21 protein-coding genes are annotated in these 23,381 nt (G+C 70.8%); 7 read left to right on the top strand and 14 right to left on the bottom strand.

All coding sequences use genetic code 11. The features are described 5' to 3' along the window. Positions 1–44 precede the first annotated feature (44 nt). Positions 45–1,139 (bottom strand): DUF1996 domain-containing protein, encoded by a 1,095-nt coding sequence (locus tag AC068B_RS20515; protein WP_478673046.1) that lies wholly within the window; start codon positions 1,137–1,139, stop codon positions 45–47. Between the two features lie 401 nt (positions 1,140–1,540). On the opposite strand from AC068B_RS20515, the gene AC068B_RS20510 reads away from it, so the two are divergent. Continuing rightward, positions 1,541–3,316, top strand: a complete 1,776-nt coding sequence (locus AC068B_RS20510; RefSeq protein ID WP_478673044.1) for a coagulation factor 5/8 type domain-containing protein — start codon at positions 1,541–1,543, stop codon at positions 3,314–3,316. Between the two features lie 50 nt (positions 3,317–3,366). On the opposite strand, the gene AC068B_RS20505 is transcribed toward AC068B_RS20510, so the two are convergent. From AC068B_RS20505 to AC068B_RS20495, 3 genes are all read right to left on the bottom strand, one after another. Then, positions 3,367–3,804 carry a DUF4190 domain-containing protein gene (locus AC068B_RS20505; RefSeq protein ID WP_478673043.1) on the bottom strand — a complete coding sequence of 146 codons (438 nt, stop codon included), beginning with the start codon at positions 3,802–3,804 and terminating at the stop codon, positions 3,367–3,369. A 113-nt stretch (positions 3,805–3,917) separates the two neighbouring features. Further along, entirely contained in the window at positions 3,918–5,105 is a 1,188-nt protein-coding gene (locus AC068B_RS20500; protein WP_478673041.1) for a 4-hydroxybenzoate 3-monooxygenase, read from the bottom strand. Positions 5,106–5,148: 43 nt separating this feature from the next. Then, positions 5,149–5,700 carry an AAA family ATPase gene (locus AC068B_RS20495; RefSeq protein ID WP_478673039.1) on the bottom strand — a complete coding sequence of 184 codons (552 nt, stop codon included), beginning with the start codon at positions 5,698–5,700 and terminating at the stop codon, positions 5,149–5,151. Between the two features lie 391 nt (positions 5,701–6,091). Here AC068B_RS20495 and AC068B_RS20490 point away from each other — a divergent pair, with 391 nt between their 5' ends. From AC068B_RS20490 to AC068B_RS20465, 6 genes are all read left to right on the top strand, one after another. Further along, a complete protein-coding gene (locus tag AC068B_RS20490) occupies positions 6,092–6,733 on the top strand; it encodes a carbonic anhydrase (protein WP_478673038.1) in 642 nt (213 codons plus the stop codon). Between the two features lie 53 nt (positions 6,734–6,786). Beyond that, positions 6,787–8,304, top strand: a complete 1,518-nt coding sequence (locus AC068B_RS20485) for a SulP family inorganic anion transporter (RefSeq protein ID WP_478673036.1) — start codon at positions 6,787–6,789, stop codon at positions 8,302–8,304. A gap of 125 nt (positions 8,305–8,429) precedes the next feature. Beyond that, complete coding sequence (locus AC068B_RS20480; RefSeq protein WP_478673034.1) at positions 8,430–8,588, top strand: hypothetical protein; 159 nt, start codon at positions 8,430–8,432, stop codon at positions 8,586–8,588. A 94-nt stretch (positions 8,589–8,682) separates the two neighbouring features. Next, the gene (locus AC068B_RS20475) at positions 8,683–9,900 is read left to right on the top strand and encodes a hypothetical protein (RefSeq protein WP_478673032.1); all 1,218 of its coding nucleotides are present in this window, start codon (positions 8,683–8,685) and stop codon (positions 9,898–9,900) included. Positions 9,901–9,942: 42 nt separating this feature from the next. Beyond that, a complete protein-coding gene (locus AC068B_RS20470) occupies positions 9,943–10,476 on the top strand; it encodes a glycine-rich domain-containing protein (RefSeq protein ID WP_478673031.1) in 534 nt (177 codons plus the stop codon). Positions 10,477–10,612: 136 nt separating this feature from the next. After that, entirely contained in the window at positions 10,613–11,989 is a 1,377-nt protein-coding gene (locus AC068B_RS20465) for an aminopeptidase P family protein (RefSeq protein WP_478673290.1), read from the top strand. Here AC068B_RS20465 and AC068B_RS20460 read toward each other — a convergent pair. The 10 genes from AC068B_RS20460 to AC068B_RS20415 all read right to left on the bottom strand — a co-directional run bounded on the left by AC068B_RS20460 (position 11,977) and on the right by AC068B_RS20415 (position 23,185). After that, entirely contained in the window at positions 11,977–12,693 is a 717-nt protein-coding gene (locus tag AC068B_RS20460; protein WP_478673029.1) for a C39 family peptidase, read from the bottom strand. The two genes, AC068B_RS20465 and AC068B_RS20460, sit on opposite strands and share 13 nt — an antisense overlap. A 108-nt stretch (positions 12,694–12,801) precedes the next feature. Beyond that, on the bottom strand, positions 12,802–13,791 hold the full coding sequence (locus tag AC068B_RS20455; RefSeq protein ID WP_478673027.1) for an ArsR/SmtB family transcription factor: 990 nt from the start codon (positions 13,789–13,791) through the stop codon (positions 12,802–12,804). Between the two features lie 42 nt (positions 13,792–13,833). After that, positions 13,834–14,697: a calcium-binding protein gene (locus AC068B_RS20450; RefSeq protein WP_478673025.1), complete on the bottom strand. Its 864-nt coding sequence runs from the start codon at positions 14,695–14,697 to the stop codon at positions 13,834–13,836. Positions 14,698–15,073: 376 nt separating this feature from the next. Further along, positions 15,074–16,735, bottom strand: a complete 1,662-nt coding sequence (locus AC068B_RS20445; RefSeq protein WP_478673023.1) for an FAD-dependent oxidoreductase — start codon at positions 16,733–16,735, stop codon at positions 15,074–15,076. A gap of 45 nt (positions 16,736–16,780) precedes the next feature. Next, a complete protein-coding gene (locus AC068B_RS20440; RefSeq protein WP_478673022.1) occupies positions 16,781–17,695 on the bottom strand; it encodes an AurF N-oxygenase family protein in 915 nt (304 codons plus the stop codon). Positions 17,696–17,880: 185 nt separating this feature from the next. Then, positions 17,881–19,071, bottom strand: a complete 1,191-nt coding sequence (locus AC068B_RS20435; RefSeq protein WP_478673021.1) for an MFS transporter — start codon at positions 19,069–19,071, stop codon at positions 17,881–17,883. Further along, a complete protein-coding gene (locus AC068B_RS20430) occupies positions 19,049–19,654 on the bottom strand; it encodes a GNAT family N-acetyltransferase (RefSeq protein WP_478673020.1) in 606 nt (201 codons plus the stop codon). Before AC068B_RS20430 ends, AC068B_RS20435 begins: the two co-directional genes overlap by 23 nt. Next, positions 19,651–20,847, bottom strand: coding sequence for a type III PLP-dependent enzyme (locus AC068B_RS20425; RefSeq protein WP_478673019.1), 1,197 nt, complete (start codon positions 20,845–20,847; stop codon positions 19,651–19,653). The genes AC068B_RS20430 and AC068B_RS20425 overlap by 4 nt, the downstream gene beginning before the upstream one ends. Beyond that, positions 20,844–22,163 (bottom strand): DUF6271 family protein, encoded by a 1,320-nt coding sequence (locus AC068B_RS20420; protein ID WP_478673017.1) that lies wholly within the window; start codon positions 22,161–22,163, stop codon positions 20,844–20,846. Before AC068B_RS20420 ends, AC068B_RS20425 begins: the two co-directional genes overlap by 4 nt. After that, on the bottom strand, positions 22,145–23,185 hold the full coding sequence (locus AC068B_RS20415; protein WP_478673016.1) for a phytanoyl-CoA dioxygenase family protein: 1,041 nt from the start codon (positions 23,183–23,185) through the stop codon (positions 22,145–22,147). The genes AC068B_RS20420 and AC068B_RS20415 overlap by 19 nt, the downstream gene beginning before the upstream one ends. Between the last annotated feature and the right edge of the window lie 196 nt (positions 23,186–23,381).

Below are 23,381 nucleotides of genomic sequence, written 5' to 3'. Positions count from 1 at the left end.
GGCGCTCACCGCGCCGGGCCGGATGCCTCGGAAGGGAGGGGCGGTCAGGGCAGTTCGTAGTTCTCGTCGAGCGCGGCGCCCGCCTCGGGGTGGGTCTCGTCGTATCCGCGGGCGTTGCACTGCAGCCCGCCGACGACACAGTGATCGACGAGGGCCTTGAGGGTCGCCGGGTCCCAGGCGTTGAAGAAGTCGTAGTGGAACGAGTGGCCCTCACCGCTCGCCAGTTTCACCTTCGACAGATCACCGTTGACGGGGAACGCCATCTTGAACTCGATCATCGGCAGCGCCACCGGGTGGGACGTCGGGCAGACGTTGTCGTTCGTCCCCGCCTTCACCGTCGGGTACGACATGTGGCTCTGGTGGTCCGGCGTGTCGAGGTTCTTGCCGTCCCAGCAACTGGGCGCCTGGAAGCGGATGTTGAGCTGGGTGTCCGCCGAGGTCGGGCAGTTCTTGGGGATGTCGACGTTGAAGTAGCTCTCGCCGCACTCCCAGCCCTCGACGAAGCCCGGGTGGCGCCGGAACTCCTCGGCGCTCTGCATCGGGCTGCCGACGACGTAACGCAGCCCCTCCGGGAACGGGCGGACGCTGGTGTAGTCGGTGACGCCCGACTTGTAGTAGATGACCTGCGGGCCCACCGGAAGGACCGGCCCCCCGTTCTTCAGGAGGGTGGGCATCCAGTACGCCGACTTGTCACCGGGAGCCTTGCACGCGGTGTTCCCCCGCTTCAGGGAGTCCGTGGTGCTGTGCGCGTCCGTCGTCCTGTTGCCCATGAACGTGTGGTCGTGGGACTTGCCCGGCTGGCCCGGATAGACGATCGGGTCGTCCGGCCTGCTATGCGTCACCGAGCAGTTGGCCTGGAACTCGTGGAAGTAGCGGTGGGGCGGCGCCTTCACCGACGGCCGCGCCCCGGTGACCGGCGACGTCGCCGGGATGGTGCCGTCGCCGTCGCGGTCCTCCGCGGCGGCGACTGTGGAGGGCGCCATCGTGTGGCCCTGGTGGTGGGCGGAGACGGGGGCCGGGGCGGAGACGGGGGTTGAGGCGGAGTCCGCACCCGCCGCCATGCCGCCCACCCCCAGCGAGGTGACCAGGAGCGCGCCGGATATCAGTAACCCTGAAACGATCTTCGATCTCCGTGCCATGGAGACCTCCTGCCGAGTCGGTCGGGAATGGATCGGGAGGGGTTGAGAGGGGTTGAGAGGGGTTGAGAGGGGTTGAGAGGGGTTGAGAGGGATGGAGAGAGAGCGGGAGAGCGCTCTCCCGATTCGGAGTGTTGCGGCCCTGGCGCGAGCGTGTCAATAGAAAGTGAACGCTTCCGAGCCACCCCCGCACCACGGCACCACTCACCCCTCGCAGGCACCGCACGCCGTGGAACCCGTGCGACAACTGGGTCTGTGCAGCAGTTTTTTGATGTGCCATCAGGGACAACACCGGCAACTACAGAGCTACCTCTTGACGCGCCCCTCACTCGGATGAACTATTCCCGGTCAAGAGAGCGCTCCCTCGGCCCCTGATCGTTCACTTCCTGAAACAGGAGAGCCCCATGCCAACCACCCCCACACGCCGCACCGTTCTGGGCGCCATCGCCGCGTCGGCCGCCGGTGCAGGCCTCGCCGCCACCGCCACCCCGGCAACGGCAACGGCAACAGCAACGGCACGGACTTCCGCCGCCCTGCCCGGCGGCGGCGACCTCGGGCCCAACGTGATCGTCTTCTCGCCCTCCACATCCGGCATCCAGGCCAGACTCGACGAGATCTTCAAGCAGCAGGAGAGCGCCCAGTTCGGCACCGGGCGCTACGCGCTGCTGTTCAAGCCGGGCACGTACCACGGGCTCAACGCCCAACTCGGCTTCTACACCTCGATCGCGGGCCTCGGCCTCTCCCCCGACGACACGTCGATCAACGGTGACGTGACCGTCGACGCGGGCTGGTTCAACGGCAACGCCACGCAGAACTTCTGGCGTTCGGCGGAAAATCTGGCCCTCACCCCGGTCAACGGCACCAACCGGTGGGCCGTGGCGCAGGCGGCCCCCTTCCGCCGGATGCACATCAGGGGCGGGCTCAACCTGGCGCCCAACGGCTACGGCTGGGCCAGCGGCGGCTACATCGCGGACAGCAGGATCGACGGCAGCGTCGGCCCGTACTCGCAGCAGCAGTGGTACACCCGCGACAGCTCCGTGGGCGGCTGGCTCAACGCCGTCTGGAACATGGTGTTCTCCGGAGTCCAGGGCGCGCCGGGGCAGAGCTTCCCGAACCCCCCGTACACCACTCTGGAGACCACACCGATCTCGCGCGAGAAGCCCTTCCTGTACCTCGACGGCGCGGACTACCGGGTCTTTCTGCCGGAGAAGCGGACCAACGCGCGCGGCACGACCTGGGGCAACGGCACTCCTCGCGGTACGTCGCTGCCGCTCACCCAGTTCTACGTCGCCAAGCCCGGCACCAGCGCCGCCACGATGAACGCGGCCCTCGCCCAGGGTCTCCACCTCCTGCTGACGCCCGGCATCTACCACGTCGACCGCGCCATCGAGGTGAACCGCGCCAACACCGTCGTGCTCGGGCTCGGCTACGCCACGATCGTGCCCGACGGCGGCGCATCCGCCATGAAGGTCGCCGACGTGGACGGGGTGCGGCTCGCCGGATTCCTCATCGACGCCGGGCCGGTCAACTCCCCCGTGCTGCTCCAGGTCGGGCCGCAGGGTTCCAACAGGGACCACTCCGCCAACCCGATCACCGTCCAGGACGTCTTCATCAGGATCGGCGGCGCAGGACCCGGCAAGGCCACGCTCAGCATGGAGGTCAACAGCCGCCACACCATCATCGACCACACCTGGGTGTGGCGCGCCGACCACGGCGCCGGAGTGGGCTGGGAGACCAACCGCGCGGACATCGGCGTGCATGTCCGCGGTGACGACGTCCTGGCGACCGGCCTGTTCGTGGAGCACTTCAACAAGTACGACGTGCGGTGGTCCGGCCAGCGGGGGCGCACGATCTTCTACCAGAACGAGAAGGCGTACGACGCGCCCAACCAGGCGGCGATCCAGGACGGGAACGTCAAGGGCTTCGCCGCCTACAAGGTCGACAGCTCCGTGACGTCCCACGAGGGCTGGGGCATGGGCAGCTACTGCAACTACACCTCGGACCCCTCGATCCGCCAGGACCACGGCTTCGCCGCCCCGAAGACGTCCGGGGTCAAGTTCCACAACCTCCTGGTCGTGTCACTCGGGGGCAAGGGGCAGTACGAGCACGTCATCAACGACACCGGCGCCGCCACGTCGGGCAGCTCGACCGTGCCTTCGACGGTGGTCTCCTACCCCTGATCCGCTGTCCCTGATCCACGGTGCGGCATGGGCCGGGAAGGACGGAACGGCTAGTTCCCGATTTCCCGGTCCCAGTCCTTCTCGAAGTCCTTCTTGAACTTCTTCTCGCAGGCACGCTCGTCGTCCTTCGATTTGGCGTCCTTCACGCACTCCTTGAAGGTCTGCGCCGAGTCCGAGTTCAGGATCGACACGCCCAGGGCGATGATCAGTGCCGACGCGAGCAGTCCGAGCAGTCCGAGGATCGCGCCCGCGACGGCCATTCCCCGGCCGCCGGTCCGGCCGCGGCGCGCCCGCACCGCGGCGACGATGCCCAGGATCACGGCGAGCAGCCCCAGCACGACGCCGCCCACGACCGTCCAGAACAGCAGGCACGCGAGGATGCCCAGGACCAGCGCCGCGATGGCGAGGCCCCGGCCCTGTGACGCACCGGGCGGGGGCTGCGGCGGTTGCCGCCAGCCCTGGGGTTGGGAGCCGTACTCTGCGGCCATACCTCTGACCTCGCCTTTCCTGGTCCCCGAGCCGAAGATCAGCATCTTCGGACATCCTCACAGAGGGGACGGGGCGCCGCAGCCGAGGAGGCCCGGTCTGTGCTCTGTCCGGGTCAGCCGGGCCATCCCGTGTAGGCCTCGGCGAGATACGTCGATCCGGCGGCGGAGTCCACCACGGCGGCCAGCTCGCCGAGCTGGCGGCGCACGTCGAAGTCGGTGGCGTCGGGCAGCCGGTGCAGCATCGACGTCATCCAGTAGGAGAAGTGCTGGGCCCGCCATATGCGGCGCAGGGCCCGGGGGCCGTACGCGTCGAGGGCGGTGCGGTCATGCCCGCGGACGGCGCTCTCCACCGCTTCGGCGAGCACCCGCACGTCGGCCAGTGCGAGGTTGAGCCCTTTCGCCCCGGTGGGCGGGACGGTGTGGGCGGCGTCCCCGGCCAGGAGCATGCTGCCGTACCGCATCGGCTCGCACACCAGGCTGCGGAACCGCAGCACCGAGCGGTCCGTGACGGGCCCCTCCTTGAGGGAGAAGCCGTCCGGTCCTTCCACCCTGGCCTGGAGTTCCGCCCAGATCCGGTCGTCGGACCAGTCCGCCGGATCCTCGTCCGGGTCGCACTGGAAGTACATGCGCTGCACGGAATCGGTGCGTTGGCTGATGAGCGCGAAGCCCCGCGGGGAGTGGGTGTAGACGAGTTCGGCGGCGCTGGGCGGCGCCTGGACGAGGACGCCGAACCAGGCGAACGGGTAGGCGCGGAAGTAGTGCGTACGGGATGCCTCGGGCACCGCGGACCGGCACACGCCGTGCGCCCCGTCGGCGCCGACCAGGATGTCGCACCGCACCTCGTGGGGCCGCCCGGCGGCGTCGTCGAAGAGGATGCCGGGGCGCTCCGTCGTCAGGTCGACGACCCGGGTTCCCGTGATGCCGAAGCGGACGTCCGCGCCGTCGCGCTCGCGGGCGTCGGCGAGGTCGGTGAACACGTCGGTCTGCGGGTAGAGCCAGACGCTCTCGCCGACCAGCCCCCGGAAGTCGATCCGGTGACCGGCGCCCTCGAAGCGCAGCTCGATCCCATCGTGCCGTTGCCCGTCGCGCAGCACGCGGTCGGAGACTCCGGTGTCGGTCAGCAGCCGGACGCTGTCGGCCTCCAGGATTCCCGCCCGGCCGGTGCCCTCGATCCGCGCCCGGGTGCGGTTGTCGACCACGACCGATGCGATGCCGCCGCGCGCCAGCAGGTGGGAGAGCATGAGGCCCGCCGGGCCCGCGCCGACGATGCCGACCGTGGTGCGCGTGAGCTCTGGGGCCATGGCTCGTCCCTTCAGGGATTCCGTCCGCCGCCGGACGGATGCGTCAGCCGTTCGCCAGGATGGCGTCGACCGTCTCGTCCAGGGACAGCTCGGAGCTGTCGAACCACTCGCCCTCTCCCCCGAGTTCGCCGCGCATCGCCTCGTCGAGGAACGACCAGTCGTCGGCGAGGACCTTGTCCCGTGCGGTGAGCCGCCGCGAGACGACGTCGATCGACGGGGCAAGGACGATCAGGCGCAGCGGCAGGTCCTTCAGCTGCTCCCGGTAGAACTCCAGGTGCGCGCGCCGGACGACCACGTCGTCGATGACCGGGACGACCCCGGCGGCGTGGAAGCTGCGGGCGAGGACGGCTCCGTTGCGTGCGCGCAGGAGGAGTTGGCGGTCCGCCTCGAGGTCTTCCTCGGGCTTGGGCAGGTGGTTTCCCGAGACGATCAGGTCCTGGAGGTGGTCACCTTCGATGTGCGCGCCGAGGGGGAACCTGCGGGCGAGACCGTCCGACACGGAACTCTTCCCCGAGCCCGGAATGCCGACGACGAGGAACACGTGCGGCGCCGGTTCCGTGTCGACGACCTGCCCCTGGAACGAAGTGTCCGGCATGCTTCCCCACTCTCCGACCGCTCACGACTGATCTGCGTCGCCAGCCTAGGTGGGGCGGTCGGGCGCCCGCTGCCGGGTCGGTGCATCTGCAACGCATCGTGAACGGAACTGCTTCACATCGTGCACACAATCTGCACCGCGATCTTTACCCAACGGTTGATTGATGGACCAATTCCCAGCTCAGGGGCTGTAATTACTCATTCTTTGGCAAGATTTTGCTCTGTCATCCATCGGTAATGCGATGGCAAAGTGATGGTCACGACGGCCCTCCAGGCTGTCACCGGGGCGACAGGCGCCCACCGTCACGGCGGGCCAGTGCCGCCCCGCCGTCACCATCGACCCGACCACACCGCGTCCCGGCCCGCCGGAGCGACGCAGGAGGCAGGCCACCTTGAAATCGCTGATCGACAACGCCCGTTCGTTCGCCACGACACACGTGGCGGACCCCCGGAACGCAGCGGCCTTCCAGGCCCTCGAAGCCGGACAGTCACCCGAAGCCCTGTTCGTCACGTGTTCCGACTCGCGTGTCGTCCCGGCCCTGATCACCGGAGCACGCCCCGGCGAGCTCTTCGAACTCCGCACGGCGGGCAATGTCGTCCCGCCCTACCCCGCGGCCGGACTCGGCGGCCGCGTGGACGGCCCCATGAGCGAGGCAGCCACCATCGAGTACGCCGTGTGCGTGCTGGGAGTCCGCGACATCGTCGTCTGCGGACACTCGCACTGCGGCGCGGTGGGCGCGCTGGTCCGGCGCGAAGACCTGTCGGCGGTCCCGGCCGTGCGCGACTGGCTTGAGCACTCCGTCGCCCCGGACGACGCCCTGCGCTCACTGGCTACGACCTCGCCCGACGTGTCGGAGGCCGTGCAGACCCACGTGCTTGCGCAGGTGGAGAGGTTGCGGGCGTACCCCTGTGTGCGCGAGCGGGTCGCCGACGGCTCCCTCACCCTGCACGCCTGGTACTACGAAGTACACACGGGCACCGTCTCCGCCCACCGGCCGCCGGACACCGGCCGCCCCTCGTTCAGTCCCCTGTGAACGCCGCCGCGCTCCTCTGACCGGCCCGTTCCCACGACAGGACCCCCACCCTCATGTCCATTCCCTCCCCTCTCTCCCCTCTCCGCGAGCCCTTCCGCGCCCTGCGCGAACCGGGCGTGCTGCGCCGGGACGTCCTCGCCTCGCTCGTCGTCTTCCTCGTCGCCCTGCCGCTCTGCGTCGGTGTGGCCGTCGCCTCCGGCGTACCGGCCGAACTGGGCCTGGTCACCGGCATCGTCGGCGGCCTGGTCGTCGGCTGTCTGCCGGGCAGCGCCTTGCAGGTGAGCGGTCCTGCCGCCGGGCTGACCGTGCTCGTCTTCGAGGCCGTGCGCGAGTTCGGGCTCAGCATGCTCGGCGCGATCGTGCTGCTCACCGGCGCGCTCCAGATCGCCCTCGGCCTGCTCCGCTGCGGCCGTTGGTTCCGCGCGATATCGGTCTCCGTCGTCCAGGGCATGCTGGCGGGCATCGGCCTCGTGCTGATCTTCGGCCAGCTCTACACCATGGCAGGGGCGAAGCAGCCGCTCTCCGGCGTCGACAAGATCACCGGCCTGCCAGGGCTGCTCGCCGACACCGTCGGGGACACCACGTCGCTGACCGCCGCGGCCGTCGGACTCGGCACGATCGCCGTCCTCGTGCTGTGGCCGAAGCTGCCCTCCGCGGCTCGTGTCGTGCCCGCCCCCCTGGCCGCCGTGGCCCTCGCCACGGCCGTGACCGCCGGTTTCGGCCTCGACGTGGCGAACGTCTCGGTGCGCGGCATGGTGGACGCCGTCCAGCCGCCGGGACTGGGCGATCTCGCGGACCTCGGCAGCGTGGCCGTGCTCGGCACCGTGCTGGCCTTCACGCTGATCGCGTCGGCCGAGTCGCTGTTCAGCGCGGCTGCCGTGGACCGCATGCACGACGGGCCCCGCACGCACTACGACAAGGAGCTCGTCGCTCAGGGCGTCGGCAACACGGTGTGCGGCGTGCTCGGCGCCCTGCCGATGACCGCGGTCATCGTCCGCAGCTCCGCCAACGTCCAGGCCGGTGCCCGCACCCCGCTCTCCCGGATCCTGCACGGCGTGTGGCTCCTGCTGTTCGCGGTGCTCCTGCCCGCCGCGCTCGGCATCATCCCGCTGGCGGCGCTCGCCGGTGTCCTGGTGCACGCGGGCTGCAAACTGATCCCCGTCAAGGAGATCGTCCCGCTGGCCCGCGCCCACCGCGGCGAGGCGATCGTCCTCGCCGTCACGGCGATCGCCATCGTGGTGACCAACATGTTCGAGGGCGTGGTCCTCGGCCTGGTGCTCGCGGTGGCCAAGTCCGCCTGGGACACCTCCCATGTCCAGCTGGACGTAAGGGAGTTGACCGACGGCAGGATGGTGGTGACCCTCACCGGGAACGCCACGTTCCTGCGGCTCCCCCGCATCCTGGAGACGTTGGAAGCCATGCCTCAGGACCGGCCCATCGAGCTGGACCTGACGGAGGTCCGCCACCTGGACCACGCCTGCCGCACGACGCTGGAGAACTGGGCGCTGCGGCACAACGACAGCGGCACGGAAGCCGTACGGATGAAAACGCTTCCGGTGGCCAAGGCCTGACGGCCCTCTCGCGCCACCCGCCGCTTACCGTTTCCCCCTGCTCCGGGGACCGGGCATCGACGCCCGGCCCCCGGTGTCCCCACCCCCCTCGGCACAGCGTGCCGACCAACCATGGAGGTTTCACCGTGGAGAAGCTCATCAAGCGCATGACGCAGGAGTCCGTGTGGCAGAAGTGGGTCGCCGCCAACTCGGCCCAGGGCGCGGGCGCGAAGGACGGCTGCATCAGCGCCACGCCGAAGAGCGGCTGCATCAGCGCCACCGGCAAGACCGGCTGTATCTCCTGACCCGTTGACCCGGCGGGCGGTGGCGGCGGCAGCAGCCTCGGCCACCGCCCCGCCCCGGCCCCCTGCCCCGTCCCGCCCAGCCCCGGAGCCCCCCTTGAACCGCCTGCCGAGCGCCGACGTCCTGGACCAGGTCCGGGACATCCCCCTCTACCGCGCCTCCGTCGAACGCGGCGACTTCCCGATCCTGGAGAAGCCCGAGATCGCCGAGGGCTTCCCCGCCAACTGGATGACGCCCGGCCTGGAAAAGGCCCTGGAGACGGGCGATGCCGAGTTCGTCCTGTCCACCGGGACCAACCACGCCCGTATGCAGATCATCCGACCGCCGTACTTCCTGCTCCGCTCCTACTACCGCCTGTGGAGCGAGCACCCCGAGCTCGGCGCGCTCTGGCACGCGGGGGCGCGGCGGGTCTCGCTGACCACCGTCCTCGCCACCGAGCACGTCGCCCGCGTCAACGCCCGCAAGCCGGACACGACGCCCGGTGAGCGCTGGCTGGACGACCGGACCCTGTACCTCAACCGCCGCCTTGACCCGGACGACTGGGACCGTGCCGAGGTCGGGCGGATGCTCGCCGAAATCCGTGAGGTGAGCGCCGCGCACCCCACGGGCTCGTACCTCCTGGACTGCTCCGGCTACCACCTGGCGCACCTGGCGAGGAAGGTCACCGAGTGGGACCTGTGGGACCGCTTCCCGCGCCCGGCCGGGATCATCCACGCCTACGAGTACACGCCGCTGAACGTCCGCGCGTATCTGCGCACCCACTTCGACTGCCCCATCGTCGACCTCTTCGGCAGCACGGAACTGGGCTATCTCTTCTACAGCGAAGAGGACGGCCGCTACCGCCCCTATCTGCACGACATGAGCGTGGAGCTGATTCCGGTGGAGCCGGGCAGCGGCATCCACAGCCTCATCGTCACCAGCATCCGCAATCCGTACATGCCGCTGGTCCGCTACCGGTCAGGCGACTGCGTCCGCACCGCCGACGGCAGCCCCGACCCGGAGCGGATCGTCTCCTTCTGCGGCCGCGAGAAGGAGCTGCTTGCCACGCCCGGAGGCCCCGTCGCCCAGGCCGACCTCGACGCCCGGGTCACCGCCGTCGCGCCCCGGGTCTTCCTGCACCAGCTGCGCCTCACCGGCGAGGGCCGGTGCGCGCTGTGGTGCACGACCTTCGACGGTCAGCCGCTCACGACCGCGGAGACGTCCGAACTGGCCGCGGCCGTAGGGGCGTTGACCGGGCGCACCTGCCTCGTGGAGCACCGCACCCACGTACCGATCGGGCGCTCCGGCAAGTACGCCTGGCTGACCACCCCCTGACGACAGCAACGCCAGCGACGACCACCACCGACAGGAACCGCCATGCAGACCTCCGCACCGCACCCGCCCGCCACGACAGGACCGGCCCCCACCGCCGAGGAGCTGCTCGGCACCGACCTGCACGCCGAGGTGGTACGGCACTTCGCGGCGAAGCCCGGCGCCCCGGACCTCCCGTACATCACCCACCAGGTCCGCGAGTGCCTCCGCTACCTCTACCTGGTCTCCCGCCACCCGGACCGCCTCGCCGGGCTCTTCCTCCCCGTCGAGCAGGACATCGACGAGGTCTGGCACTACCTCATCCTGCAGACCCGGGAGTACCGGGAACTGTGCGAACAGCGGCTGCCCGGCGGCCACTTCATCCACCACAGGAGCGTTTCGTACGACGCGTACCAGCAGGAGCCGGGGCGTGAGACGGCCGCGGAGGAGGCGCTGCGGTGGATCCCCCTGTACACCGCCGCGTTCGGCCCGTACGACGAGGACGCCCTGCCGCACTGGACGGTCGTGCGGTTCCTCCATGAGGTGCTCGAGCTGTCCCTGACGGAGATCGCTTCGCTGGCCGACGGTTCGGAGGGCTGAAGGACCGGCCAACTCGCCTGATGTGAGCGGTATTTGCCGCCGCTCGACCGATCCCGAAGAGGCCGCGCCATAGTAATGTGACATTTTACTGTCCCGTTCGCGTCGCCTCCAGGGAGTCCTCGTGACCGCATCCGGCATGCACCCCGCCACTCCGCTCCACACCGGCAGCCACGACCTGGCCGCCTCCGCAGAACTGTCCCGCTTCATGGCGGAGTCCTGGGCCCCTTCCGCCCTCCCCGACTCCGCCCGCGTCCCCGCGCACGCCGTCACCCCGGCGCGCCGGGCCCGGCTGTCCGCCCGCTTCCCCGGGGAGCGGCTGATCGTCCCTGCGGGTGAGCTCACCGTTCGCTCGAACGACTGCGACCACCGCTTCCGTCCGCACAGCGCGTACGCCTGGCTGACCGGACTGACCGGCGAGGACCAGGCAGGCGGCGTGCTGGTCATGGAGCCCTCGGGAGCGCACGGGCACGAGGCCGTGCTTCATCTGCGGCCGCGGTCCCCGCGCGTCGACGGGGACGAGGAGTTCTACCGGGACCGGCGCTACGGCGAGTTCTGGGTCGGCCGCCGCCCCGACCTGGCCGAGGCGGAACGGCTCACCGGCCTCCGCTGCGCCCACCTGGACTCCCTGGGGTCCCCGCCGGGGCGCAACGCCGCCACCGACCCCGAACTGTCCGCAGCGCTATCGGAGTTGCGCCTCGTCAAGGACGCCTGGGAGGTCGAGCAGCTGCAGCTGGCCGTCGACCACACCACCGCGGGGTTCGAGGACGTGGTCCGTGCCCTGCCGCGCGCGCTCGCGCACCCGCGCGGCGAGCGCTGGATCGAGGGGGTGTTCGGCCTGCGCGCCCGCGCCGAGGGCAACGGCACCGGCTACGAGACCATCGCGGCCTCAGGAGCCCACGCCTGCGTCCTCCACTGGATCCGCAACGACGGGCGCCTGAACCGCGACGACCTCCTGCTCCTGGACGCGGGCGTGGAGACGGACAGCCTCTACACCGCCGACATCACCCGCACCCTGCCGCTCTCCGGCCGCTTCTCCCCCGTCCAGCGCCAGGTGTACGAGCTGGTGCTCGCCGCCCAGGACGCGGGCATCGCGGCCCTGCGCCCCGGGGCCCGCTTCCGGGACTTCCACCGGGCCGCCATGCGGGTCGTCGCGGAGGGGCTTGCCGAATGGGGCGTGCTCAAGGACCCGCGGGGCGACCTGCACCGCCGCTACACCCTCTGCGGCAGCGGCCACATGCTCGGGCTCGACGTGCACGACTGCGCCAAGGCGCGGGCCGGGACCTACCTGGACGGCGTGCTGGAGGAGGGGCAGGTCCTCACCGTGGAGCCCGGTCTCTACCTCCAGCCCGACGACGAGACGCTCCCCGCCGAACTGCGCGGCATCGGCGTCCGGATCGAGGACGACCTGGTCGTCACGGCGGAGGGCGCCCGCCTGATGTCGGGCGCCCTCCCGCGCACGGTCGAGGGCGTCGAGGAGTGGATGGGCACGCTGCTGGACGGTCAGGCAGCGTAGCCCTTCGGCGGGATCAGGCTGGCGAGCTGGTCGAAGGAGAGCCAGTAGATCTGGTTCCCGCCGAAGGAGGCCGGGTCGGCGATGAGGACCGTGCCGTTCGCGTCGTCGTACCCGATGACCGTGAAGTAGTGGTAGATCGTCTGGTCCGACGGGTAGCCGGGCGGCTGGTTGCCGGGCGGGGCGACGATGTTGGCCACCAGCGGATAGTTGTTGTCGATGTCCAGCACGATGTCGCGCCACAGCAGGTCCTTCTGGGCCTGGGTGGGCGGATCGTTCGGCATCTCCTTGGTCTCGTACCAGCCGGTGCCGAGGTTGGCGTTGAGCACGCGCGTCACCTGGCCGATGTGGTCGGTGCCCGCCTCGGTGGTGCCGAGCTGTCCGGCCAGGTCGCCCTGGCTGGGCGGTGCGACGCGGGCGGACAGGGCGATGCGTGTCGCGGCGGGGCCGCACCAGTAACCGGTCTCCTGGACCTGGTAGTCGACCGGTAGCGTGTGCGCGCTCACGGTCCGCGCGCCTGCCACGCTCAGTCGCGTGCCCGGCTCGTTCCGGCCGCTGACGACGGCGGTCCCGGCCTCCGAGCCGTGCGCGAGGACGGAGATGCCCGGGGCGGGCGCCGGTTCCGACGAGGCGGAGGCCGAGGCCGGTGCGACGAGGGCACCGACGGCGGCCACGGCGATCGCTGTGGCGACAAGTCTCTTACGCATGCGGGCTCCTGGGGTGGGATGCGTGGGGGGTGTGGGGGGATGCGCGTGCGACAGCCCGGCCAGCTTGCGGGCATGCCCATGACATCCGCAACGAATGAAAGCCCAGACTTACGGCATCCCGCGCTCGGCACTGCGCAGCAGCGCACGCCCCTCCGCGGTCGCCACGTGGAAGGAGCGTCCGGCCCTGCGGACCGTGGTCACCAGACCCGCCGCGCGCAGCACCTTCACGTGCTGGCTGACGGCCGGGTGGGTGACCGCGAGGAGACGAGCCAGCTCGACGGTGGATGCTCCGGTGCGGGCCGCCCGGAGGACCGCGGCGCGCGTGTGCCCCAACAGCGGTCCCAGGGCGCCGCCTTCCGTACGGGCGGGCGCCGTGGCGCCGGTCCAGTCGGGCGCGTGGTCGATGGGATACACCAGGACGGGAGGCAGCGTGCCGTCGGCGAGCGTGATGGGCGTGGGCCAGCAGAAGAACGAGGGCTGCAGGATCAGTCCGCGGCCGTCGAGCCGCAGCGTGTGGTCCACCGGATAGTCGGCCTCAAGCACCGGCGCCCGCCAGCGGAACCGGGGCCCGAGCCCGCCGAGCAGCCCCTCGGTGCCGCCGTCGAGGAGGCTGTGCAGCCGCACGATGCGGTCGGCGTCGACGTGTGCGCGGATGCGCTGCCAGAAGGGGGCGAGCACCTCCACGTGGTACGCGTGGAGGGCTCGCCCCAGCTCCCGGAGGGCGGTGCCGTCACCGACCGCCAAGGACCGTGTCCAGGACGGCAGTTGCCGTACGGCGGCGACCCTCGTCAGGTCGGTGTGCAGACGCGGCCGGGGCGTGCGGACGAGGGTGTCGACCGCCGCCTGCAGCGTCTCGCAGTCACCGTGGGTGGGCGTGAGGAAGTCCGGGGAGTCCCCCCGGGGCGGCAGGAGGGGCGGCAGAATCCGGCAGCTGTCGGGCAGCCGTGGTCCCGCCCAACGCCGCCAGGCGCCGAACTCCCGCGCCCCGTCCCGGCGTTGCAGGGTCTGGACACTGTTGCTGATCTCCCACAGATAGTCCGGCCCCGGCGCGACACGCACCCGCGCCAGGTCCTCCGGTGTGAAGTGCACCCGCAACATGGCCTGCCCCTCCCCCGCGTCCCGGGCCCGCCGGCTGGGGCCCTAGTCCTGGTACACCCGGTCGGTCCCGGGACCGCCGGACAAGGTGTCGTTGCCCGCGCCGCCGTGCAGCAAATCGTCGCCGCTGTTGCCGTAGATGGTGTCGTTGCCCGCGTTGCCGTACAGCTTGTCGTTGCCGCGGCCGCCCAGGATCTTGTCCCCGTCCCCGGAGCCGTACACGGTGTCGTTGCCGTCGCCGCCGGTCAAGGTGTAGTCACCGCTGCCGCGGACCCCGCGCACGGTGTCGTTGCCGGTGCCGCCGTCGCAGTCGGAACTGCAGTCGGTCAGCGTGTCGTTGCCCGCGCCACCGAAGAGGCCCTCGCCGTACACGCCGCCGCCGTGCTGCATGCGGTCGTCGCCGTCCTCGCCGTACAGGGCCGTCGAGTCGTCGCCCTTGAGGGTGTCGTTGCCCGCGCCGCCGTGGAACTGCAGGTAGGCCGTGTTCCCGGGGGCCACCGTGATGCTGTCGTCCTTGTCCCCGAGGTACGCGCCGAGGGTGAACAGGTCGGACGCCCGGTCGCCGGGCGTGGAGATCGAGCACAGCACCACCGTGCGGTCGGCGGCGTCCGGGTGGCTGCAGCCGGAGTCGCGGGCGGCGGTGATGGCGACGCGGTCGTCGATGGTCACGTCGTAGATTCCGTCGTTCTCGCCGTCGGGGCGGTAACGGACCGACACGGTCACGTCGTTGGCCTGGCCCGCGGCGGCCTCGTACTGCAGCCGCGACCCGGAGACGGCCTCCACGGTCGCGGCGGGGGCGGCGGCGGATGACGGCGCGCCGGTGAGGCCGACGACCGCGGCGGAGCAGGCCAGCGCGGCGGCGACGCCGATCGGACGGAGGCGACGGGACCCTAACGGTTGAGCGAACATGCGTGTGTCTCCATGGAGTTCAGTGGTGCGGTCGGCACGTCGTGTGCCGTCGGTGGCGTTCCCACCTCACCCAGGTCAGACGGTCCGTCGGCGCCGCCGTTGTGCGCGGGCACCACTTGTTCACCGGGGGTTCATTGCCGTACGAAAGCGCGTCATACGGCGGCAACCGCGCATTTCACTCCCGGCGGGTCCATGGGGTACTGTCGATCATGTGCTCGACGCCGGAACGACGGCGCAGGGCCCGGCGTTGGTGGTCCAAGGAAAGGCGCCCCACTTCCTGTGGGGAGATGCAGGTGCAAGGCCTGCCCAGCGCTCTTGAGTGAAGGCCCCGGTCTCCGTGATGGAGACCGGGGCCTTCTGCTGTGCCCGGAGCCGGTCAGCGCAGCAGGCCGCCCCGGCCCGCCCTCGCCGTGGAGACGAGTTCGGCGACGGTGGCGAGCTTGACGCGCGGACGGCCCGCGCTCGCGCCCCGGTTCACCTCGGCCCGCTCGATGGCGGCAAGACCGCGCGCGTCGACCACCTGGCGGTTCCGGCGGCGCACCAGCCGGTGGAAGGCTTTCGTGGCGTGGAGCGGGGCGGGCAGCGCACCCGCGACCGCGTCGGCCAGGAGGGTGGAGACCGTCTCGGCGGCGCAGGTGCGGTTGGCGCCGATGCCACCGCTGGGGCCGCGCTTGATCCAGCCCACGACGTAGGTGCCCGGCTGTCCTTCGACCCGGCCGCCCGCGTGGGGCACGGTGCCGCCGGTCTCGTCGAAGGGCAGTCCGGCGACGGGCACGCCGCGGTAGCCGATGGCGCGCAGGAGCAGGCCCGCCGGTACCGTCCGCTCCCCCGCGTCCGCCGCCACGCGCACCGCGTCGACCCGCTCCGCGCCGAGGACTTCGACGGGTTCGCAGTGGAAGCGCAGCACGATCCTGCGGCCGGGCTCCGGCGGCCCGTCCCAGTCCTGCCGGGCGCGCGTGACGCCTTGCAGGACCGCGGCCTTGTCCTGCGCACCGGCGGCGTCGACGGCGTCCGCGATCTGCGGGTCGTGGTCGTCGACGACCAGGTCGACGCCCGGCAGGTGCTTGAGGGCCAGGAGTTCGGACCTGGTGTACGCGGCGTGCTCGGGGCCGCGCCGGGCGAGCAGGACCACTTCGCGGACCTTGCTGTCGCGCAGGGCGCGCAGCGCGTGGTCGGCGATGTCGGTGCGGGCGAGGGCGTCGGGTTCGGCGAGCAGGACCCTCGCGACGTCCAGGGCCACGTTGCCGTTGCCGACGACGATCGCGCGCTCCGCCGACAGGTCGACGCCGTCGGGCGCCGCGTCCGGGTGGGCGTTGTACCAGGCGACGAACGCGGTCGCGGAGATGCTGCCGGGCAGCTCCTCCCCCGGGATCGCCAGGCGCCGGTCGGCCGAGGCGCCCACGGCGTAGATGACCGCGTCGTGGTGGGCCGCGATCTCCTCAGGGGTGACGTCGGTGCCCACGTCGAGGCCGAGGTGCATCCGCACCCGCGGGTGCGCGTGGAAGCGGGCGAAGGTCTCGCCGACCTTCTTGGTCGCGGGGTGGTCGGGGGCGACGCCGTAGCGCACGAGTCCGCCCGCCACCGGGAGCCGGTCGATCAGGGTGACCTCGGCGCTGGTGTGCAGGAGCAGGTCCTGCACGGCGTACATCCCGGCGGGTCCCGTGCCGACGACGGCGATCTTCAGCGGTGCGAAGTCCGCGGGCAGGACGCGGGGGAAGGTCGGCTCGCCCCAGGCATGGAAGTTGGGCCCCTCCGGGTCAGGCTCCGGCGCCTCGTCCGCCGTCGCGCCCTCGAAGTAGGCGGCGTTGATCGCGGCGTACTCCTGCTGCGCGACGGGGAGGCTGTCCGCCGGAAAGATCGCGTCGACGGGGCACGCGTCGGCGCAGGCGCCGCAGGAGATGCACGTCCTGGGGTCGATGTGCAGCATCTCCGTGCTGCCGAACGCCCGTTCCTCCGGCGTGGGGTGGATGCAGTTGACCGGGCACACGGCCACGCAGGTGGCGTCGTTGCAGCAGGTCTGGGTGATGGCGTAGGTCATGTTCGTCGGCTCAGCTCGCGTCGGATCGGCTCGGCTCGGATCGGCTCAGATGAGGTTGGCGCGCTTGTAGAACACCAGGGCCGGCTTGGTCAGCAGGCCGCACGAGGCGAGGAACTCCATGAGGCCCGAACAGCTGGACCGCATCATGGACTTGTGGTGCTCGTTCGCCTTCGCCTCGGCGAGCGCGCGCTCCTCGTCGAGTCCGGCGTTCGCGTACACCTTGCGGTTCACCATGCTCGTGACGATGACGTACGACGCGATGGCGATGACGAGGGAGTTGAGCTCGCGGCGCATCCGGCCCGCGCCCGCGAGCTGCTTGCGCGTCTGGTCGCGGGCGAACTTCATGTGCCGCGACTCCTCGACGACATGAATGTTGTTGATGGTGCGGACGAAGGGCACGACGCGCTCGTCGCGCATCCAGTCGCGCTGCATCACGTCGAGGACTTCCTCGGCCACGAGGATCGCGGCGTACGCGGCCTCGCCGAAGGCGACGGACTTGAAGACCCTGCCGAGTTCGGTCGCCCAGCGGCGCGGTCGGTAGGCGGGAGCGCCGAGCTTCTCGGCGCCGCGGGCGAACATGATGGAGTGGCGGCACTCCTCGGCGATCTCGGTCAGCGCCCACTGGACCTCGGTGCTCGTCGGGTCCTTGGCGTAGACGTCGCGCAGCACCATCTGCTGCAGGATCATCTCGAACCAGATGCCCGTGCTGGCCACCGAGGCGGCCTCCTGCCGGGTCAGCGCCTTGCGCTGCGCCTCGGTCATCTCGCGCCAGTAGGCGGTGCCGTAGAGCGTGCTCCACTCCGGGCTGGCGCCGTGACAGTTCAGGTCGAGCGGCGTCTCCCAGTCGACCTCGGTGGCCGGGTCGTACGCCAGGACGGCGGCGGAGTCCAGCAGCCGCCGCGCGACATCGCCCTCCGGGGAACTGCCCTGTGTGCTCGGCCGAACAGTGCTGCTTGCCATGCTGCGGCTCCTTGGCTCAATGACTCGTCGACTCGGACGATGTCCAGGCAGCGGGCGCGGCGTCTCGCACACGGCAGGCCGCGACCCCCTTGTTAGACAGAACGTATAACAAGGAGGTCGGGTGCGCCTACCCTCGAGTAAGCAAGAGATGGGGCGGAGCCGGTACGGCGGGAAACCCGCGCAGGTCAGCCGGTCGTGGCGGGCCAGCTGATGCGCGTACTGCACGCGGAGACGACCAGCGCGGAGGCGGCCACGGCGGCCAGACCCCACACCAGACTGCTGGCGTTCGCGATGAAGCCGATGAGCGGCGGCCCGGCGAGCAGGCCCGTCGTCCCCATGGCCGCCACCAGGGTCAGCGAGTCCGAGCCCTGCCCGGCCGCGGCCACATAGACGCAGGGGGTGACGGCCGCGATGCCGAGGCCGACACAGGCGAAGCCGAGCAGCGCGGGCACCAGACCCCCGCTGAGCAGGGCGAGCGCCAGACCCGCACCGGCCAGCACACTGCCGGTCAGCACGATGCGGCCGTCGCCCCAGCGGCTGCGCCAGCCGTCGGCGAAGAGGCGGGCGACGAGCATCATGCCGGAGACGACGGCGATGCCGAGCGGCGCCAGTTCGGCGGAGGCGTCGGCCACGTCCTCCAGATAGAGCGCCGACCAGTCGTTCATGGCACCTTCGGTGACGGTGCCGAACGCCATGGCGACGCACATCCACAGCGTGACGCTGGACGGCCGGGTCCACTTGGCGCTCTTCTTCTCCGCCTCCTCCGCTTTCTCCCCCTCCTCAGCCTTCTCCGCTGCCGCCGACTGCTCCGTCAGCAGACCCGTGCGCGCGAGCGCCACCAGCAGGAGCAAGAACAGCGCGGCCGCCGCGAAGTGCGCGGCGACCGTCGAGGTCACCGTGTGCATCCCGGAGGCGAGCAGCGCGGCGAGCAGCGAACCGCCGCTGAACGTCGCGTGCAGCCTGGCCATGGCATTGCGCTCGTACCGGCTCTCCAGCTCGGCACCCTGCGCGTTCATGGCGACGTTGAGACAGCCCACGAGGACGCCGTCGACGCACATGACGAGCAGGGCCACGGGATAGTTGGGCGCCGCGGCCAGGGCCAGGAGCAGCAGGGCGAGACAGAGCGCCGACAGGAGCGCGAGGCGCTGCGAGCCGAGGCGCCGCATCAGCACGGCCACGAGCGGGAACGACACGGCCGCGCCGATACCCGCGGCCATCAGGAGCACGCCGACCTCGGCCGCGGTCAGGTCGAGGTCGGACTTGATGGCCGGGATGCGCGATGCCCAGGTCGCGTACTGGAAGCCGAGCGAGCAGAACAGCGCCGCGATCGCCAACTGGCTCCGATGGAAAGGATCACGTACGCGGAGCACCCGCATCAGCCCACTTCTCTGTAGCGCTCGATAGTTCTGTTCCGCTGTGCGACGACACGAGTTCCGTCTCGATGTGCGGCAGCGGGCCGCCGGGCACCGCCCGGGACATGTAGACCGCGGTCGGGCCGTAGCCGACCGGCGGCGGGCCTCCTCGGCGGGCGGCGAATCCGCGGCCCGCCCAGAACGTGTCGCTCCCGCCGACGGCGACCAGGGAGATCTGCTCGTACCCGTGCGCGCGGGCCGTCGTCATGAGGTGGCGCAGCAGGTGTCGGCCGAGGCCCCGGTGCCGCAGTTGCTCCGCGACGACGATGTCGTGCAGGTGGAGATTGCGCGACGGGAGCGCCGCGCCCGGCTCGGTCCCGCTCAGCTCGGGGTACTGGGACTCCGGGTACGGCAGGGCGAGCAGGTAGCCCGCGAGATGCTGCCCCAGGTCCAGCGCGAAGCAGGTCTCCGGCGCCGCACGCATCCGGGACTCCAGCGCGGCCCGCCCCTCGGAGAGGCCGAGGGGCGTGTAGGCGCGGGCCTCCAGCTCCACGATGCCGTCCCAGTCGCCGTCGGCGATGCGGCGTATGCGTATGGCCTCGGTCATGCCGCCTCGCCGTCGATCCAGGTGTACGGAAGCGGGCTGAAGCCGTTGAAGCCCTGCGTCATGTAGCTGGTCGCGTACGCGCCGCTGGACATCACCCAGACCGGGTCGCCCGAGGCGAGCCCCTTGGGCACCGGCACGAGACCGTCCTCGTGCGAGAAGGCGTCGTCGCTGTCGCAGGTGGGGCCCGCGACCACGGCGGGGACGGACTCGGCGCCGCGGTGCGAGGGGAAGACGAGCCGGTACTGCAGCTGGTCCATCTCGTACAGGCCGTTGAACTTGCCGCAGCTCAGGTACAGCCAGTACTGGCGCTCGCCGTCCGGCCGACGGCGCGCCGACAGCCGCGACACGTGTGCGCGGATCGCGCCGTGGTCCGCGATGAGGTAGCGCCCCGGCTCCACGATGAAGCCCAGGTCGTGCCCGGGCAGCGCGCTCAGGCGTGCCATGCCCTCCCGGATGACGGTGAAGATCTTCTCCATCGGCGGTTCGAGGGTCCTGCCGTGCTTGTCGCGGTAGCCGAGCGCGGGCAGGCCCCCGCCGAGGTTGACGTGGTCGAGGAAGATGCCCCGGCCACCGAGCGCGGTCAGCACGTCGGCGATCCGGTCGAACGCGCCGTTCCAGGCGTCGGACGTCATCTGCTGCGAGCCGACGTGCACGGAGAGGCCCGCGGGCGTGAGCCCCAGGTCGCGTGCCGTCTCCATGATCAGGAGGGCGTCGTCGGGCGAGCAGCCGTATTTGTTGCTGAGTCCCCAGAGCGCGCCCTCGCCGGTGGTGGCGAGCCTGCAGAACACGCGGCTGCCCGGCGCGTTCGCCGCGACCGCCCGCACGTCCTCCAGGCTGTCGGTCGCGAAGTCCCTGATGCCGAGCCGGAACGCGTCGGCGATGTTCCGGTCGGACTTGACGGTGTTGCCGTAGTGCACCCGGCCGAGCGGCACGCCCGCCCGCAGCGCCTGCTCCACCTCGATGGGGCTTGCCGCGTCCACGCCGGAGCCGCGCCGCGCGAGGAGGGCGAGGACCTCGTCGACCGGGCAGGCCTTCATGGCGAAGCGGACGGCCACTCCGGGGAGTTCACGCACGAGCGTGTCGTAGCCCTCCTCGATGCCGGGGAGGTCGAAGACGATCTGGTCCTCGGCCGCGGCCTCCAGCGCGTCCAGGAGCGAGGCGCTGTCGGGCCCGTATGTCGTCGTGGTGCTCACGCGGGGGTTCCCGTCGCCAGGAGCGGTCCGATGTCCTTGCCCGCGCGCATCAGCGGCTGCCATGCCTCGGTCAGCAGGGCGAACTCCTCGATGTCGCTGCGCGCCTCGTCCAGCAGGCGTTCGCGGTGCGTGGCCAGGTGGTCGGCGCACTCCGCGTACCGGCCGCCGAGCGTGCGGTAGGCGGCGTCCAGGCGGTCGAGCCGACGGACGTTCTCCGCCTGGTCGAGGCCGGTGCTCTGACGGGCGAACTCGGCGACGGCGGACGCGCGCACGTGCCCCTGCTCGTCGAGGAGCTCCTCGCCCGCCTCTGCCATGCGGTCGTAGATGTGGTTGAAGTAGAGCATCGACAGGAAGAACTTGGCGAAGCGCGTCTGGTACGCGAGGAAACCGGCGTCGGTCCTGCGCTCCCCGGTGTAGTAGTTGACGATGTTGCGGTTGTGCAGGACGCCGGGCAGGGCGGCGTCGTGGACCAGGTGGATGAGGAAGTAGTCGCTGCCGATGGTGTCGGTCGCGGGCGGCAGCGGGACGCGCTCGTGCACGTCGTGGAAGCTGATGTTGCACATGTCGACGCGCATCGGGTCGACCAGGGCAAGCAGCGCGTGGTCGCGCTCGAAGGTGTCGGAGCCCGCGCCCCGGAAGGAGTCGTCGACGAGCGCCCGCTTCTCTGCGTCGGACCAGTGGTCGGGCGCCCAGAGGCTGACCACGTCGTAGTAGACGTCCGGGTCGATGCGCTGGATCTCGCCGATGTCCACGGAGAGCTCCCCGACGAAGGAGCTGCCCACCATCGCCACGCGCTTGTCGTCGTGGCGCGGGTCGAGAGCGCTCTCGGTGACGCCCTGCGCCGCCTCCCGCGCGGTCCTGCCGAGCGACATGAGCTCGTGGTGGACCGGGAAGACGGGCTCGCCCTTGGCACTCTGGTAGCGGCTGTCGGAGTCCCTGCGGTGCACGGACTCGCAGCCCAGGGCCCCGGCGATGAGGAAGGCGCGGTTGGTGCAGGCGCCGTAGGAGAGGCGGTCGGGGAGCATCAGGTCGAGCATCAGCTCGGGCTTGGCGACCTCGGCCTCGGCGATCACCCGGCGCAGGAAGTCGCGCTGGGCCTGCTCGTCGAGGTGGTGCACGACGACGCGCGGCACGTCGGGCAGCGCGGCCACGGCCCGGGTGTGCTCGGCGAACGTGGCGGCGTCGGAGGAGTCGAGGATCAGCAGGTGCGCCTCGACGTCGAAGTGCGCGGTGGCGTACGCCGCCTCCTGCCCGATCGCGGCGATGGTCTGCGGGCAGGACCGGTTGGTGGGAAGCGTCAGGCAGATGCGTCGCATGCGGCTTCCCCGTTCCAGGACTTGAGGCCAAGGAGTTTGGCTCCCAGGTCGTTGAGCGCGGCGGTGCCGTAGCGCAGGGACTCGTGCTTGTCGGCGTCCCCGAGCAGCGTGGCGTTCCACTCCGGCGTGCTGAGGTTGCTCCAGGAGTCGACGCGGGAGCGGCGGAGCTCCTCGTGGGACTCGAGCGCGGGCATCATCGAGAGGTACTGGACCGCGCGGACGCCGTCCTTCGAGGTGTTGGGGGCGACGCCGTGCGCCAGCAGGCCGTTCCAGATCAGCAGGTCACCGGCTTCCAGCTCGGGCCGGACGACGGGCATCTCGTCGCGGTCGATCGCCGGGCGTATGGGGTCGCGGCCGTCCGGCTGGAGGGCCTTCCACCGGTCGAACTGTCGGAACAGCTCGGGGCAGCACTGGAAGCCGCCGTGGTCCTCGCGGGTGTCGTCCAGGGCGATGATGCCCTGCACGCGCTGGGGCAGTACGCCGAGGGTGGTGTCGACGTCCCAGTGGAGGTTGATGTCGAAGCCGCGGTCCGTGGGCGCGATCAGGGAGCGGGAGCGGTTCTTGACGTTGGGCGGGTTGAGGTTGAGGCGGTCCAGGGTCACCCAGAGCTCTTCGCAGTCCCAGACGTCGACGAACGCGTCGTAGACCCGCTGCGTCTGGCGGCTGTCCCAGATCAGCTGGTGGTGGTAGGCCTCGACGAAGCCGTAGACGTGCAGCTCACGGTCCAGGTCGGAGCGGAACTCACGGTCCTCGTACCAGGTCTCGGGGCGGCCGCGGTCCAGGCCCTGGAACTCCCAGGCGAAGTCGAGGAGGTCCTTGGCGGACTCCCTGGGGATCGCCTGCTTCACGACGACGTAGCCGTACGTCTGCCAGTGGGCGAAGTCCTCCTCGGAGAGGACGCGCAGGGGGCGGGTCTTCTCGAGGTCGCGCAGCTGGGTCTGGACCAGGTACGTGTCGGCGTCCGAGCTGAAGTACGGAACGTCGGAGGGGGCTCGATGGAGGTAGCGGTCATTCGCTGACATGTGGTGCTCCAAGGATCGGTTTTTCGTCCGGCGGCAGGTCTCCACGCCGGATGGGCCGGGTCGTGCCGGCCCGCCGGGGCAGCACGTTCACACCCGCCCCCTGTCGAACTTGCGTCCCACCTAAAATGGACTAGACCAACTCCATGTGTCAACAATTGAATTGGGTGCCTTGAGGTCCAAAAAGCTGACATTTACC

The sequence above is a fragment of the Streptomyces sp. NPDC042371 genome, assembly GCF_056437465.1.
The sequence above is the reverse complement of the archived record's forward strand: the minus strand, read 5'-3'. Positions and strand labels throughout refer to the sequence as shown.

Excerpts from the sequence above, each read along its gene's own strand:
- AC068B_RS20515 (WP_478673046.1), bottom strand. The coding sequence starts at position 1,139 with ATGGCACGGAGATCGAAGATCGTTTCAGGGTTACTGATATCCGGCGCG.
- AC068B_RS20510 (WP_478673044.1), top strand. The coding sequence starts at position 1,541 with ATGCCAACCACCCCCACACGCCGCACCGTTCTGGGCGCCATCGCCGCG.
- AC068B_RS20505 (WP_478673043.1), bottom strand. The coding sequence starts at position 3,804 with ATGGCCGCAGAGTACGGCTCCCAACCCCAGGGCTGGCGGCAACCGCCG.
- AC068B_RS20500 (WP_478673041.1), bottom strand. The coding sequence starts at position 5,105 with ATGGCCCCAGAGCTCACGCGCACCACGGTCGGCATCGTCGGCGCGGGC.
- AC068B_RS20495 (WP_478673039.1), bottom strand. The coding sequence starts at position 5,700 with ATGCCGGACACTTCGTTCCAGGGGCAGGTCGTCGACACGGAACCGGCG.
- AC068B_RS20485 (WP_478673036.1), top strand. The coding sequence starts at position 6,787 with ATGTCCATTCCCTCCCCTCTCTCCCCTCTCCGCGAGCCCTTCCGCGCC.
- AC068B_RS20470 (WP_478673031.1), top strand. The coding sequence starts at position 9,943 with ATGCAGACCTCCGCACCGCACCCGCCCGCCACGACAGGACCGGCCCCC.
- AC068B_RS20465 (WP_478673290.1), top strand. The coding sequence starts at position 10,613 with ATGCACCCCGCCACTCCGCTCCACACCGGCAGCCACGACCTGGCCGCC.
- AC068B_RS20460 (WP_478673029.1), bottom strand. The coding sequence starts at position 12,693 with ATGCGTAAGAGACTTGTCGCCACAGCGATCGCCGTGGCCGCCGTCGGT.
- AC068B_RS20455 (WP_478673027.1), bottom strand. The coding sequence starts at position 13,791 with ATGTTGCGGGTGCACTTCACACCGGAGGACCTGGCGCGGGTGCGTGTC.
- AC068B_RS20450 (WP_478673025.1), bottom strand. The coding sequence starts at position 14,697 with ATGTTCGCTCAACCGTTAGGGTCCCGTCGCCTCCGTCCGATCGGCGTC.
- AC068B_RS20445 (WP_478673023.1), bottom strand. The coding sequence starts at position 16,735 with ATGACCTACGCCATCACCCAGACCTGCTGCAACGACGCCACCTGCGTG.
- AC068B_RS20440 (WP_478673022.1), bottom strand. The coding sequence starts at position 17,695 with ATGGCAAGCAGCACTGTTCGGCCGAGCACACAGGGCAGTTCCCCGGAG.
- AC068B_RS20435 (WP_478673021.1), bottom strand. The coding sequence starts at position 19,071 with ATGCGGGTGCTCCGCGTACGTGATCCTTTCCATCGGAGCCAGTTGGCG.
- AC068B_RS20430 (WP_478673020.1), bottom strand. The coding sequence starts at position 19,654 with ATGACCGAGGCCATACGCATACGCCGCATCGCCGACGGCGACTGGGAC.
- AC068B_RS20420 (WP_478673017.1), bottom strand. The coding sequence starts at position 22,163 with ATGCGACGCATCTGCCTGACGCTTCCCACCAACCGGTCCTGCCCGCAG.
- AC068B_RS20415 (WP_478673016.1), bottom strand. The coding sequence starts at position 23,185 with ATGTCAGCGAATGACCGCTACCTCCATCGAGCCCCCTCCGACGTTCCG.